The following is a 12,819-nucleotide window of genomic DNA, read 5'->3' as shown; positions in this document are numbered from 1 at the left end:
GGACTGTCAACCGCGCGGGTCGACGCGTCCGGGTGGAGGGCGCGAAGTGGGATGACGCCGTTCAGTCGGTGCGCGAGGCGTAATGGCTGGCCACGTAGCCATCCAGAATGCCGACAAATTCGCTGGCGATGTTGTCGCCGCGCAAGGTCATCGCCTTCTCGCCATCGATGAAAACCGGCGCTGCTGGCGCCTCGCCGTTGCCGGGCAGCGAGATGCCGATGTTGGCGTGCTTGGATTCGCCCGGTCCGTTGACGATGCAGCCCATCACCGCCAGCGTCAGGTTCTCCACGCCGTCGTACTTGATGCGCCACAGCGGCATCTGTTCGCGCACGTGTTCCTGCACGGTCTTCGCCAGTTCCTGGAAGAACTCGCTGGTGGTGCGCCCGCAACCCGGGCAGGCGGTGACCAGCGGCGTGAACGAGCGCAAGCCCATGGTCTGTAGCAGCTCCTGCGCCACGATCACCTCGCCGGTGCGCGAGGCACCCGGTTCGGGCGTCAACGAGATGCGGATGGTGTCGCCGATGCCTTCCTGCAGAAGCACGGCCAGCGCCGCGCTCGACGCGGTGATGCCCTTGGACCCCATGCCGGCCTCAGTCAGGCCCAGATGCAGCGCGTAGTCGCAGCGTGCGGCGAGGTCGCGATACACCGCGATCAGCTCCTGCACCCCGGACACCTTGCACGACAGGATGATGCGGTCGCGCGCCAGACCGATTTCCTCGGCACGCGCAGCGGAATCCAGCGCCGAGCGGATCAGTGCCTCGCGTGCCACGTGCGAGGCATCCCACGGCTCCGCCCGCTTGTGGTTCTCGTCCATCAGCGTGGTGACCATGCTCTGGTCGAGCGAACCCCAGTTCGCGCCGATGCGCACCGGCTTGTTGTAGCGCAGCGCCATCTCGATGATCGCGCCGAACTGGCTGTCCTTCTTCTTGCCGAAACCGACGTTGCCGGGATTGATGCGGTACTTCGCCAGTGCCTCGGCGCAGGCCGGCTCATGTTCCAGCAGCTGATGCCCGTTGTAGTGGAAGTCGCCGATGATCGGCACGTCCACACCCATCATCGCCAGGCGCTCGGCAATGCGCGGCACCGCTGCAGCAGCAGCCGGCGTGTTCACCGTGATGCGCACCAGTTCGGAACCGGCGCGCGCCAGCTCGGCAATCTGTTTCGCGGTGCTGGCCGGATCCTCGGTGTCGGTGTTGGTCATCGACTGCACCACGATCGGTGCGCCGCCGCCGACCATGACCTTGCCGATCTGCACGGCCACGCTGGGGCGGCGCAGCGCAGGCTCAGCCAGACGCGGGGACGGGGAAGTTTTTTCGTTCATGACAGGCGGGACCGGATCGTACGGCCGCAGCTAAAGGGCGGCGAAGCTGCAAGGATAACCGAACCGATGTGACCGATTCAGCGTCGCAGGGCCGCCTGCAGCAGGCGAAGCTGCAGCCGGTCGGCAAGCGTGCGCGGCGTTGTCAGTCCCATCCGCGCCACTGCTTCGGCCTCCCCTGCAGCCACCGAACCCGGACGACAAACGGCACGCAGCAGGCGAAACCTGCCAAGCCACGTGCTGCTGACGGACTTCAGCCAGTTCAGTGCCGGCAGCAAACGCTGCTCGACTTCGGTGAAATCGCTGCCGAACGGAAAAGTCGGAAACAGGCCTTTCTGCTGCAGCGGCGCCAGCGCTTCATGCAGATGGCGTGGATGATGCCGGCGCCAAGCTTCCGGTATCGCGAAATCGGCCGCCAGCTTGCCGTGTGCCTTCGCCTCGGCGCACAACGCATCGAGAAAACGGGCGTCGCTGATCGACAGCATCGCCTCGACGCACTCGCTGTCGCTCTTGCCGCGCAGGTCGGCGATGCCGTACTCGGTGATGATCAAGTCACGCAGATGGCGCGGAATCGTGGTCTGGCCGTAGTTCCAGCGGATATTGCTCTCGATGCCGCCCCGGCTGCTGCGGGTCGAACGCAGCAACAAGGCCGAGCGGCCATCGGGCAGCTCATGCGCCATCGCCACGAAGTTGTACTGGCCACCGACACCACTGACCACGGCGCCGTCATCCAGCGTGTCGGAAACCGCTGCACCGAGCACGGTCGCCATCATGCAGGTGTTGAAGAAACGCGCACCGCGTCGCTGCAGCATCGCCAATGCCTGATGGTCGCCATACAGCTGGTTGACGTTGGAGACCGGGCACATCGTGATCGCATCCGGATCGGCCGCCTCGGTGGCAGCCAGCCAGCCGTAGAGCTCCTGCGAACCAAGGAAGAACGCGCCACGCAGATAGTGGCCGCCCGGGGTAGCCTGGTTCAGCCGGCCCTCGGCGGAGGCGCGTTCCAGCGCAAGGTTGTCCCAGCTTCGCCGCTTGAGAATGCCGCCACGCTGCAGGTGCATGAAACCATCCATCACCATCTCGCTGGCGCCATAGAGCCCGCCCTGGAATGGCGCCAGGCCACCGATGCGCCCGGCCAGCGCATGGGTGGCTCCACGCGGGTCCAGCGCCACCAATGCACGCCGCCAGTGCACATTGTCCTGGTGGCGCAGCAGCAAGGCCTTGACCAGTGCATCGGACAACGCGCCGATGCCGATCTGCAGGCAGCCGCCGTCCCTGACCAGTGCGCTGGCGTGCATGCCCAACGCATATTCGGCCAGGTCGACCGGCAGCCGCGGCAGCGCGAACAGCCGTGGCGAAGCTTGCGGACGCAGCTCCACGTCGAAGAACGCTTCCGCCACTTCGGCGTCGCCCCCCATATACGGAAGGTCCGGATGCACCACCGCCACGCACAATGGCCGCTGCCGTCCGGCAGCCAGCACCTGCCTGAGGAAATCCAGCGTGAGATCCGGATTGCACGACAAGCTGTAATGCACGCCATCCGGTCCTTCGCGACGGGCCACCAGTTGCACCAGCATGTTGATGTCCTGCACCGCCAGGTCGCGCGCGACGTGGGTGTAGTTCTGGCTGATGTAGCTGCGCTGGGCACTGCCCGAATGCAGCATTGCACCGGACTGCATGTAGAACTCGTGTATCTCGACGTTCGGCGGCAATGCATCGCGTGCCTGATCGAGTGCGTATTGCGGGTCGACCTGGTCGGCCCCGAAATGCCGCTCCAGGAAAGGTCCGAGAAAACGCTTCTCCAGCCCCGGCGCCGGTTGTGGCTGGGTCAGCGACAACGCCGTGTACAGCCGCAACGAACGCGCCGGGTCGGTGCCGGTCAGTCGGTACAACGCATTGAGCAATCCGTGCGGCTTGCCCAGACCCAGTGGCGCAGCGATACGCAGGTCCGGACCCAGCTCGTCGGCGAGGTAGTGCGCACAGGCCTCGGTGTCGCTGTAGCAGTGCTCGATCGGCATGTATGAGATCATGCCAGAAGCCCGCGATGACAGGACGTGGACTGGCCATGGCCTACACTCGGCGCATGCCACTCATGACCGACACGCCCGGCCGCCTGCTGGCGCAGCAGGCGCTCAGCCGAACCGCCGGTGCCCCGCTGCTCGGAGGCAACTCAGCCGAGCTGCTGATCGACGCCGCCGCGCACTACGACGCATGGCTGGCGGCGATTCGTGGCGCGCGACAGCGCGTGCTGCTGGAGAACTACATCATCCGCAACGACGAGGTCGGCCTGGCGTTCCGTGATGCGCTGGTCGAACGGGCGCAGGCCGGCGTCTTCGTCGCGGTGGTGGTCGACTGGGTCGGCTGCCTCGGCCAGTCGCGCAGCGTGTTCTGGGCACCGCTGCGGGCAGCCGGTGGCCACGTGCGCATCTTCAATCCGCCGCAGCTGGGCCAGCCATTCGGCTGGATCAGCCGCGACCACCGCAAGCTGCTGGTGGTCGATGGCACGCTGGGTTTCCTTTCCGGCGTCTGCATCAGCGCGAAATGGCTGGGTGACCCGGCGCGCGGAGTACCGCCGTGGCGCGATACCGGCGTGGCGCTGCGTGGGCCGGTGGTGGCAGAACTGGAAGCCGCGTTCGCGCAAAGCTGGGGCGAGACCGGTACGCCGCTACCGCCATTGGCCTCCGCAACGGCACAGGCCGCAGCAGGGCCGGCCGGCGACGTGTCGCTGCGGTTGATCGCCACCCAGCCAGCCACCGCCGGCATGTACCGGCTCGATCAACTGGTTGCCTCGCTGGCACGCAAGACGCTGTGGCTGACCGATGCCTATTTCGTCGGCCTCGCGCCGTACGTGCAGGCGCTGGTCGCCGCCGCGCGCGACGGCGTCGACGTGCGCCTGCTGGTCCCCGGCAGCAGCGACATTCCGATGGTGGCCGCCATGTCGCGCTCCGGCTACCGGCCATTGCTGAAAGCCGGCATTCGCGTATTCGAGTGGAACGGCTCGATGCTGCATGCCAAGACCGCGGTCGCCGACGGGCAATGGGCACGGGTCGGCTCATCCAATCTCAATATCGCCAGTTGGCTCGGCAATCACGAGCTCGACGTGGCGGTCGAGGATGCCGGTTTTGCCGACAAGCTCGCGGCGCAATACGAACGGGACCTCGGCAACGCCACCGAGATCGTGCTCGCCGCGCCCCGCCGTCGTGGTCGAAGTGAACGGGTACGCAGCAGCCAGGCTCGGCCGCCAAGGGTACGGCGTGGCGGCGGCAGTTCCGGCCGCGCCGCTGCCGGCGCCCTGCGCATCGCCAACAGCGTCGGCGCCGCACTGACCAATCGTCGCGTGCTCGGCAGTACCTCCAGCGGCCCGCTGTTTGTCGGCGCCCTGGCACTGGCCCTGTTGTCCGTCATCACGATCCTGTGGCCGGCATGGATCGGCTGGCCACTCGGCGTACTGGCCGCATGGTTCGCCTTCAACCTGGGCATCCGCAGCTGGCGCGTGCGCAAACGCCGCGGACAGGCGCCGCGCGAAGCAGACGATGACTGAAATGCCCGTGCCCGACGCTTGATGCAATCCCTGCACTTTCTTCCCCAAGCAGATGTTTTCTCACAATTTGATATCACCAGCATGCTAGGCTCGTGCCCCTTATGCACACGCCGTTCGACGACACCACGCCACGCCACGTCCTGACCCCCAGCTCGCTCAACCGGCTGGTGCGCGACCTGCTGGGCGACGTGTTTCCGCTGGTGTGGATCGAGGGTGAACTTTCGAATGTGGCGAAGCCGGCCTCCGGCCATCTGTACTTCACCCTGAAAGACAGCGGCGCCCAGGTGCGTTGCGCGATGTTCAAACCGAAGGCGGCCGCGCTGCGGTTTCGCCCTGTCGATGGCATGCAGGTCATGCTGCGGGCCAAGGTTGGCCTGTACGAGCCGCGGGGTGAATTCCAGCTGGTTGCCGAGAGCATGGAGCCGGCCGGCGAAGGCGCGCTGCAACGCGAGTTCGAGCAGCTCAAGGCACGACTCGACGCCGAGGGCCTGTTCGCGCAGGAACGCAAGCGTCCCCTGCCCCGTTACGCGCGGCGCATCGGCGTGATCACTTCAGCCACCGGTGCGGCGGTGCGCGACGTGTTGAGCGTGCTGGCACGCCGCTGGCCACTGGCCGACGTCGAGGTGCTGCCGGTGCCGGTGCAGGGACGCGAAGCGCCGCCGGCGATCGTTTCCATGCTGCGCAAGGCTTCGGCCAGCAAACGCTACGACGTACTGTTGCTGACCCGCGGCGGCGGCTCGCTGGAAGACCTGTGGGCTTTCAACGACGAGGCGGTGGCAAGGGCGATTCATGCCATTACCGTGCCGGTGGTCTCGGCCATCGGCCACGAGATCGACTTCAGCATCGCCGATTTCGTCGCCGACCTGCGCGCGCCCACACCCTCGGCTGCCGCCGAATTGCTGGTGCCCGATGCAGTGGCAGTCACGCGCCATCTGCAGCAGCTGCAGCAACGCCTGCTCACCTTGCAGCAACGCCAGTTGCAGTCGCACTCGCAACGCGTCGATCACCTGCTGGCGCGCCTGCAGACGCAGCGACCGCAGGCGCGGCTGGCGCGCGACCGTGAGCGGCTGCTGCATCTGCAACACCGCCTGGGTGCCGTGCTGCGCGAACAGAGCCAGCTGCGACAGAGCCGGCTGGAACGGCTGCATGCGCGCCTGCTGGCACAGCATCCTCGCACGCAACTGTCGCTGCTGGCACATCGGCTGGCCGAACAGGATCAGCGCCTGCGCCGCGCGATTACCTACACGCTGGAACGCCGGCAGACCGCACTACGTCATGCCGGCCATGCGCTGCATGCGATCAGCCCGCTGGCCACACTGGAACGCGGCTACGCGATCCTGTTCGACGAGGCAGGCCAGGTCGTGCGCTCTGTCGCCGCGGTCAGCGAGGGCGATAAATTGAGCGCCCGCGTGAGCGATGGCGAACTCAGCCTGCAAGTGCTTGGCAAGTAACCCGGCAATACCTGCCGGTTGTCGCCGGCCACTGACTCACACCCGCTCAATCGTTGCCTCCCGCTGCCTTGTCAGCCAGGCGCACCATCGCGCTGGCCGCGCTGACGAATTCCGACGGCATCATCACGATGGTCATCGTGTTCTGCTCCGCACCGACCTCGGTCAGCATCTGCATGCGGCGCAGCTCCATCGCCATCGGCATATGCGCCATCTTGGCAGCCGCCTCGGTAAGCTTCAGCGCCGCATCGTGCTCGGCTTCGGCCTTGATGATGCGGGCGCGCTTCTCGCGATGCGCCTCGGCTTCCTGCGCCATCGCGCGCTGCATGGACTGCGGAATCTCCACGTCCTTGATCTGCACGCGGTCGACTTCGACGCCCCATGGCTCGGTGACCTTGTCGATGATCTCGCCGAGCATGCTGGAAAGCTTCTCCTGTTCCTTCAGCAACTCGTCCAGCGAATGCTGGCCCATCACGCTGCGCAGGCTGGTCAGCGCGGTCTGGCGCACTGCATCCTCGAAGTTCGCCACCTGCACGATCGCCCGCTCCGGGTTGATCACCTTGTACCACACCACCGCGCGCACCTTCACCGGCACGTTGTCGTTGGTCATGGTTTCCTGCGGCTCGATGTCCTGGGTCATCACGCGCACGTCGACGACCTGCATGCGTTCGATGACGGGAATGATCCAAGTCAGGCCCGGCCCGCGGGTAGCGCTGTAGCGACCCAACCGGAACACCAGACCACGCTGATACTGCTGCAGTACTCGCAGGCCGCTGAGGCCGAGAAAAATCAGTATCACGATGAACGCGAATAAAGGCATGGAAGTCACCTGAAGTGGATCGGGCCGGATCACCAGTGTACGCGGGTGCCTGCGTCACGTTGCATCCCGACTTTCCGCAAAACTCATGGGTGGCCATTTGTCACAAATGCTGAACATGCCGTCCATCTATGCTGTACGGCAACGTGCTCTTTACCGGTCGCCACGATGCTCAAGAAAACCTACCCCTACTACCTCGCCAACCAGCCACAGACGTCCAAAGTCATGCTGGACGTACTGGACAAGTACAGCGGCAAGCTCGCCACACGGGTGGCGCTACCCGACACGAAGACCACCGAAAAGGCGATCGCCGCCGCGGTGAAAGCCGCCGCCCCGATGCGGGACTTCAAGCCGTGGGCACGCCAGGCGGTGCTGCAGCATTGCGCACAACGCTTTGCCGAACGCCGCGACGAACTGGCCGAGGCGCTCTGCATCGAAGCCGGCAAGCCGATCAAGGATGCTGCCGGCGAAGTGACCCGGCTGATCGAAACGTTCCGGATCGCCGCCGAGGAAGCCGTGCGCATCAACGGCGAGACACTGAACCTGGAACTGGCCTCACGCCTGGACGGTTACCACGGCTATACCAGGCGCGTGCCGCTGGGGCCGGTATCGTTCATCACCCCGTTCAACTTCCCGCTGAACCTGGTCGCGCACAAGGTCGCACCCGCGATCGCTGCCGGCTGCCCGTTCGTGCTGAAGCCGTCGGAGAAGACACCGATCGGTGCGCTGATCATCGGCGAGGTGCTGGCCGAGACCGATCTGCCGAAAGGCGCGTTCTCGATCCTCACCCTGGACGGCAAGCATGCCAACCCGCTGGTCGAGGACGAGCGCTTCAGGCTGCTTTCGTTCACCGGCGGCCAGATCGGCTGGGAGCTGAAAGCCCGCGCCGGCCGCAAGAAGGTGGTGCTGGAACTGGGTGGCAACGCCGCCTGCATCGTCGACGCGGACCAGGGTGCGCATCTCGATCGCGTGGTCGAACGGCTGATCTTCGGTGCGTTCTACCAGTCCGGCCAGAGCTGCATCGGCGTGCAGCGCATCTACGCGCATGCCGATGTCTACGATGCACTGAAGAAGAAACTGGTCGCGGCCACGAAGAAACTCAAGGCCGGCGATCCGAGAAAGAAGGACGTGTTTCTCGGCCCGATGATCGACGAGGCCGCCGCCGAACGCCTGCATGGCTGGATCACGGAAGCGAAGCGGGCCGGCGGAAAGGTCCTGTGTGGCGGCAAGCGCCACGGCAACATGCTTGAAGCGACCCTGATGGAAAACGTGCCACACGCTGCCAAGGCCAACCGGATGGAAGCGTTCGGGCCGTTCGCCCTGCTTGCCCCGTTCAAGAAGTTCAGCGAGGCAATCGCACTGGTCAACGATTCCGATTACGGCCTGCAGGCCGGCATTTTCACCGACAGCCTCGACCATGCCATGCGCGCCTGGAACGAACTCGAACAGGGCGGCGTGATCGTCAACGACATTCCCAGCTTCCGCGTGGACAACATGCCTTATGGCGGCGTCAAACTTTCCGGGCTCGGCCGCGAAGGCGTGCGCTACGCGATCGAGGACATGACCGAGATCCGCCTAATGGTGATGCGCGAGCGCTGAGCCGGTATGGCTTGCACTCCAGTCACCGATGCGATGCCGCCATGCTCATCGTACCGCCGGGATGAGTGGTGCAAGCACCGGTGGCGCGTTCCAACCCAGCGCGTTGTACACGTGATACTGGGCAACCCCGAGGTACTCGTGCAGCGCGTCATCGCACAGCGCCAGATTCGACGACTGCGGCCATGCCGTGATCATGGCTGCGATCGTATCACCGTGCGCCGGCACAGGCCTCAGGCCGAAGTGGGTGAAATACAGCATGCTGCGTCGCAGGTGGATGGCAGAGCTCACCAGCACCAGCTTCTGCGGGTCGTAAGCCTGCAGCAATGGGCGGCTGAACTGGGCGTTCTGCCAGGTATTCATGCTGCGCGACTCCAGTTGCAGATCCTGCGCCGACACACCCAATCCGAGCAGCACGGGAGCGTAGACAGCCGCCTCTGCCATGCCGTGATGCTGTGAATCGCCGCCGCTCACCAGCAGCATGCATTGCTGCCCTGATGCCTTGCAGTCGCGATACAGCCTGGCTGCCTGCACGATGCGTCCATAGGCAAACAATGACGGTTCCAGCGTTGCACCTGGCGCGACGCGGGTGGTTCCGGCACCCAGCAGCACGATCGCGTTGCGCGGTGCCCAGCCACCGACTGTGCCCATATACGGAGCCTGCAGGCTGTGCAACAGCCAGCGCGGCAGCGGCCCGCAGCCGACCGCCAGAAACAGCAGCAAGGCCAGCCCTGCCAAACCAGACGCCAACCGGCGCCGACCGGTCCATGCCGCCACCGCGGTCACCAGCAGCAACAGCACAAGCGCGTCTGACGTCATGACAAGGAGATCCGCTTGAAGGAGCCTCCAGCGTAACCCAGCTCATGCCCGTCATTCCTGGGGTGGCGAATTTCGGCAAGCCGCGGCAGGCAGGGTGATCTGGATCGCGGCGGAATGGCGCCCGATCCGCGACGGTGCGCGGCGTTCAATTAGCCAACGGCTCGGTCAACGTGGGCCGTTGCACACTCATGGCTGTGCCGGCCGCCGCAACGATGATCGCCACGATGGCCAGCCACTGCAGCAGGCTGAGCCGTTCGTCCAGCAACGCCACGCCAGCCACCGCCGCGATGGCTGGCTCCAGGCTCAGCAAGGTGCTGAACGTGCGCGCCGGCAGACGGGTCAACACAACCATCTCCAGCGAGTACGGCAACGCCGAACTGAGTACCGCCACGCCCAGCGCGTACGGCAACAGCGTCGGCGACAGCAGTGCGCTGCCGGCATGCGCGACACCGAACGGAATCGCCAGCAATGCACCGATCGAGGTGCCCAGCGTTACCGCGTCCGCACCGTGGGTTGCCCCGGCCTTCTTCCCCAGCACGATATACAGCGCCCAGCCCACACCGGCAGCCAGCGCGTACATCACACCCACCGGATCGAGCGTCTGCACCTGCCGGCGCAGCGGCAGCAGCAGGGCCAGCCCGGCCACCACCAGCGCGATCCAGATGAAGTCGATCAGCCGGCGTGAACCGAACAGCGCCAGTGCCAGCGGCCCGGTGAATTCCAGCGCCACCGCAATGCCCAGCGGGATCGTGCGCAGCGACATGTAGAACACCAGGTTCATCGCTCCCATCGAAAGGCCATAACCCCATAGCGCACGCCAGTCGCGCCCGCTGCCCGATCGACGCCACGGTCGCCGCCACAGCAGCAGGAGCAGCGCGCTCAGTCCCAGCCGATAAGCAGTGGCACCCTGTGCGCCGACCAGCGGGAACAGGTGCTTGGCCAGCGACGCACCACACTGGTACGAGACCATGCTTATCATCAGCATGCCGACCGCGAACGCGACCGGAGCAACGGTGGAACGTGACGACATGGGCGCAGCCGCGGCGAAAGAACAGTCCGCTCATGATGCCTGCAGACATGCGCGAAGCCCACCATGCAGGCTGTCTCGCCTGCCGTCATTGCTGACAGCGTCTGACAGCAATGACGGCACGATTCGCTGGTTGATGCATGGATGCCCAGACGCCATCCCGCGACACTTGCGATCTCGTCCATCGCTCAGCAAGCTCATCGTGTGCGCTCTTCATGCGGATTCAACCGATCGATGCAGCACACGTGTCCACGCGTTCGCCATTGAAGGGGAAAGCCATGACTGCTGGTAAAACGACCATGATCTTCGGATGGCGCGTTTACGGCCTGGGTGTGATGGCGTTGGGCATGCTCTGCCTGGCGTGGGGAACCTTCGACACGGGGCAACCCGTGCCCAGTGACTTTCCCGGGCGCAACGCCCTGGCCCATGCCGTCGCGGCGTTCATGCTCGTCGCAGGCGCGGCCGTCGAGTGGCGTCGAACCGTAGCCTGGGGCGCCGCAGCGCTCACCGCCTACTACACGCTCATCGTCATCGTCCTGATGAATGGTCGCGTGGTGCTTGCCCACTACGCCGAATACGGCACATACGAAGGCATTGCCGAACAGCTCGCAATCGCTGCAGGAGGCCTGATCATCTACGCCGCCAACGCCAGGATCGATGCGACCCTGGCCGCACGCCTCACGCGCCTGGGCCAGCTGGCGTTCGGAATTTGCGCGCTGATATTCGGCGGAGCGCATTTCGTCTACATGAACCTGACCGCCCCGCTGGTTCCCAAATGGCTGCCGCCTTCGCAGGAGTTCTGGGGCTATGCGACCGGGCTGGGGCATATTGCAGCAGGTCTTGCGCTCCTGACGAGCGTACGGGCCCGCCTGGCTGCGATCCTGCTGACCGCCATGTATGCGTCCTTCACTCTGCTGGTGCACGGGCCGATGCTGGTGGCCAATCCCTCAAGCCACTGGATCATGAGCGAGAACGCCCTGAATATTGCCCTGACCGGTGCCGCCTGGGTCGTTGCAGACTCGCTGCGCCCGCGGACGGCGACTTGAATTCGACGTTGGATCCGGCACCGCAAGCCGGCATCAGCCGTTGCCACGCACCCGCATCGTCAGACCCTTCAGGAAATTCCGCAGCAGCTGGTCGCCGCACAACTTGAAATTCTTGTGATCGGCCTGGCGGAAAAGTGCGCTGAGTTCCGGCTTGGAGACCGGGAAACCGGCACTTTCGAGGATCTCGTGCATGTCGACGTCTTTCAGCTCGAACGCCACGCGCAGCTTCTTCAGCACCACGTTGTTGGTGACGCGCTTCTCCACCGGACGTGGCGGCATGCTTTCGTCGCGGCCGCGGCGGTAGAACACCAGGCCGTCGAGAAAGTGCGCCAGCACCTTGTTGCTGCATTCGACGTAACCCGGATCCTCGTCCTTCTTCAGGAACGCCTGCACATCCTCCTTCGCGATCGGGAAGTTCACGTCCGCCAGATGGGTGATCTCCACCACCTTGCCGTCGCTGAGGTCGAGCATGTAGCGGATGGCGCGCAGTACGTCATTGTTGATCATGGCAAGTCCGGCAGGTCCCCTGGAAAGGCGCCATGCTACCGCGTCAGTCAAGCAGGCAACGACAACAAGGCGTTGCGGCATGGGAAACTGAGCAGCATGAGTGAATCGCTGCACACGCTGGCCGGGCCATGCCGGCATCAGGAAGAGATCCGCAAGAGCCGCTTCCTCGCGCTGGCCGCACCGGTCGAATCGAGCGCGCAGGCACTGGCCTTCCTGCGCGAAGTGGGCGACCCCACGGCCACGCACAACTGCTGGGCCTACCGCATCGGCCGAGACTACCGCTTCAACGACGACGGCGAACCCGGCGGCACCGCGGGGCGACCGATCCTGCAGGCGGTCGAAGGCCAAGCGATGGATCGGGTGATGGTGGTGGTGACACGCTGGTACGGCGGGATCAAGCTCGGCGCCGGCGGCCTGGTGCGCGCCTATGGCGGCACCGCGGCGGAATGTCTGCGCCGCGCCGAACGCGTACCGATCGTGGCGATGGCACGACTGGGCCTGCGCTGCGAGTTCGCCGGACTGGCCCTGCTCAAGGCGCGCCTGAAGGATTGGCAGGCCGAGGTGGAAAGCGAAACCTTCGTCGCGGACGGCGTGGAACTTGAACTGCGCCTGCCGGAAAACCGGGTGGCCGAGGCGCAGGCACGCATCGTCGACCTCAGCCGCGGGCGCAGCGAGGCAAGGCGCCTGGATTGACGAACCC

At 65.4% G+C, this 12,819-nt stretch carries 11 protein-coding genes; 5 read left to right on the top strand and 6 right to left on the bottom strand.

Features of this window, described 5'->3' with window-relative positions:
* Positions 1-61: 61 nt before the first annotated feature.
* Together ispG and B0E50_RS11770 are read right to left on the bottom strand one after the other, a co-directional pair.
* Complete coding sequence (gene ispG, locus B0E50_RS11775; RefSeq protein WP_077441414.1) at positions 62-1,321, bottom strand: flavodoxin-dependent (E)-4-hydroxy-3-methylbut-2-enyl-diphosphate synthase; 1,260 nt, start codon at positions 1,319-1,321, stop codon at positions 62-64.
* A gap of 77 nt (positions 1,322-1,398) precedes the next feature.
* Positions 1,399-3,336 carry an acetyl-CoA hydrolase/transferase C-terminal domain-containing protein gene (locus tag B0E50_RS11770; RefSeq protein WP_254427266.1) on the bottom strand — a complete coding sequence of 646 codons (1,938 nt, stop codon included), beginning with the start codon at positions 3,334-3,336 and terminating at the stop codon, positions 1,399-1,401.
* Between the two features lie 65 nt (positions 3,337-3,401).
* On the opposite strand from B0E50_RS11770, the gene B0E50_RS11765 reads away from it, so the two are divergent.
* Positions 3,402-4,859, top strand: a complete 1,458-nt coding sequence (locus tag B0E50_RS11765; protein WP_168170888.1) for a phospholipase D-like domain-containing protein — start codon at positions 3,402-3,404, stop codon at positions 4,857-4,859.
* Positions 4,860-4,960: 101 nt separating this feature from the next.
* Positions 4,961-6,310, top strand: coding sequence for an exodeoxyribonuclease VII large subunit (gene xseA / locus B0E50_RS11760; RefSeq protein ID WP_077441411.1), 1,350 nt, complete (start codon positions 4,961-4,963; stop codon positions 6,308-6,310).
* Between the two features lie 46 nt (positions 6,311-6,356).
* Here the strand turns inward: xseA and B0E50_RS11755 are convergent, their stop codons facing one another.
* Positions 6,357-7,127 (bottom strand): slipin family protein, encoded by a 771-nt coding sequence (locus B0E50_RS11755; protein ID WP_077441410.1) that lies wholly within the window; start codon positions 7,125-7,127, stop codon positions 6,357-6,359.
* Between the two features lie 165 nt (positions 7,128-7,292).
* Between B0E50_RS11755 and B0E50_RS11750 the strand changes: the two genes are divergently transcribed.
* Positions 7,293-8,723, top strand: a complete 1,431-nt coding sequence (locus B0E50_RS11750; protein ID WP_077441409.1) for an aldehyde dehydrogenase family protein — start codon at positions 7,293-7,295, stop codon at positions 8,721-8,723.
* A gap of 45 nt (positions 8,724-8,768) precedes the next feature.
* Here the strand turns inward: B0E50_RS11750 and B0E50_RS11745 are convergent, their stop codons facing one another.
* The gene (locus tag B0E50_RS11745; protein ID WP_077441408.1) at positions 8,769-9,539 is read right to left on the bottom strand and encodes a YdcF family protein; all 771 of its coding nucleotides are present in this window, start codon (positions 9,537-9,539) and stop codon (positions 8,769-8,771) included.
* 145 nt (positions 9,540-9,684) lie between these two features.
* Complete coding sequence (locus tag B0E50_RS11740) at positions 9,685-10,569, bottom strand: EamA family transporter (RefSeq protein ID WP_077441407.1); 885 nt, start codon at positions 10,567-10,569, stop codon at positions 9,685-9,687.
* Positions 10,570-10,706: 137 nt separating this feature from the next.
* Here B0E50_RS11740 and B0E50_RS11735 point away from each other — a divergent pair, with 137 nt between their 5' ends.
* Complete coding sequence (locus B0E50_RS11735) at positions 10,707-11,612, top strand: DoxX family membrane protein (RefSeq protein WP_139350855.1); 906 nt, start codon at positions 10,707-10,709, stop codon at positions 11,610-11,612.
* Between the two features lie 33 nt (positions 11,613-11,645).
* On the opposite strand, the gene B0E50_RS11730 is transcribed toward B0E50_RS11735, so the two are convergent.
* Positions 11,646-12,119 (bottom strand): DUF1456 family protein, encoded by a 474-nt coding sequence (locus tag B0E50_RS11730; RefSeq protein WP_077441405.1) that lies wholly within the window; start codon positions 12,117-12,119, stop codon positions 11,646-11,648.
* A gap of 96 nt (positions 12,120-12,215) precedes the next feature.
* Between B0E50_RS11730 and B0E50_RS11725 the strand changes: the two genes are divergently transcribed.
* Positions 12,216-12,812: a YigZ family protein gene (locus B0E50_RS11725; protein WP_077441404.1), complete on the top strand. Its 597-nt coding sequence runs from the start codon at positions 12,216-12,218 to the stop codon at positions 12,810-12,812.
* Positions 12,813-12,819: the final 7 nt, after the last annotated feature.

It is taken from the genome of Rhodanobacter sp. C01 (genome assembly GCF_002001045.1).
Taxonomy (GTDB): Bacteria; Pseudomonadota; Gammaproteobacteria; order Xanthomonadales; family Rhodanobacteraceae; genus Rhodanobacter.
Note: the sequence above shows the minus strand (reverse complement) of the source record. Positions and strands in the feature narration are given on the sequence as shown.

Coding starts and splice junctions, on each gene's coding strand:
- B0E50_RS11745 (WP_077441408.1), bottom strand. CDS start 9,539: ATGACGTCAGACGCGCTTGTGCTGTTGCTGCTGGTGACCGCGGTGGCG.
- B0E50_RS11730 (WP_077441405.1), bottom strand. CDS start 12,119: ATGATCAACAATGACGTACTGCGCGCCATCCGCTACATGCTCGACCTC.
- B0E50_RS11740 (WP_077441407.1), bottom strand. CDS start 10,569: ATGTCGTCACGTTCCACCGTTGCTCCGGTCGCGTTCGCGGTCGGCATG.
- B0E50_RS11770 (WP_254427266.1), bottom strand. CDS start 3,336: ATGCCGATCGAGCACTGCTACAGCGACACCGAGGCCTGTGCGCACTAC.
- B0E50_RS11765 (WP_168170888.1), top strand. CDS start 3,402: ATGCCACTCATGACCGACACGCCCGGCCGCCTGCTGGCGCAGCAGGCG.
- B0E50_RS11755 (WP_077441410.1), bottom strand. CDS start 7,127: ATGCCTTTATTCGCGTTCATCGTGATACTGATTTTTCTCGGCCTCAGC.
- B0E50_RS11725 (WP_077441404.1), top strand. CDS start 12,216: ATGAGTGAATCGCTGCACACGCTGGCCGGGCCATGCCGGCATCAGGAA.
- B0E50_RS11735 (WP_139350855.1), top strand. CDS start 10,707: ATGGATGCCCAGACGCCATCCCGCGACACTTGCGATCTCGTCCATCGC.
- ispG (WP_077441414.1), bottom strand. CDS start 1,321: ATGAACGAAAAAACTTCCCCGTCCCCGCGTCTGGCTGAGCCTGCGCTG.
- B0E50_RS11750 (WP_077441409.1), top strand. CDS start 7,293: ATGCTCAAGAAAACCTACCCCTACTACCTCGCCAACCAGCCACAGACG.
- xseA (WP_077441411.1), top strand. CDS start 4,961: ATGCACACGCCGTTCGACGACACCACGCCACGCCACGTCCTGACCCCC.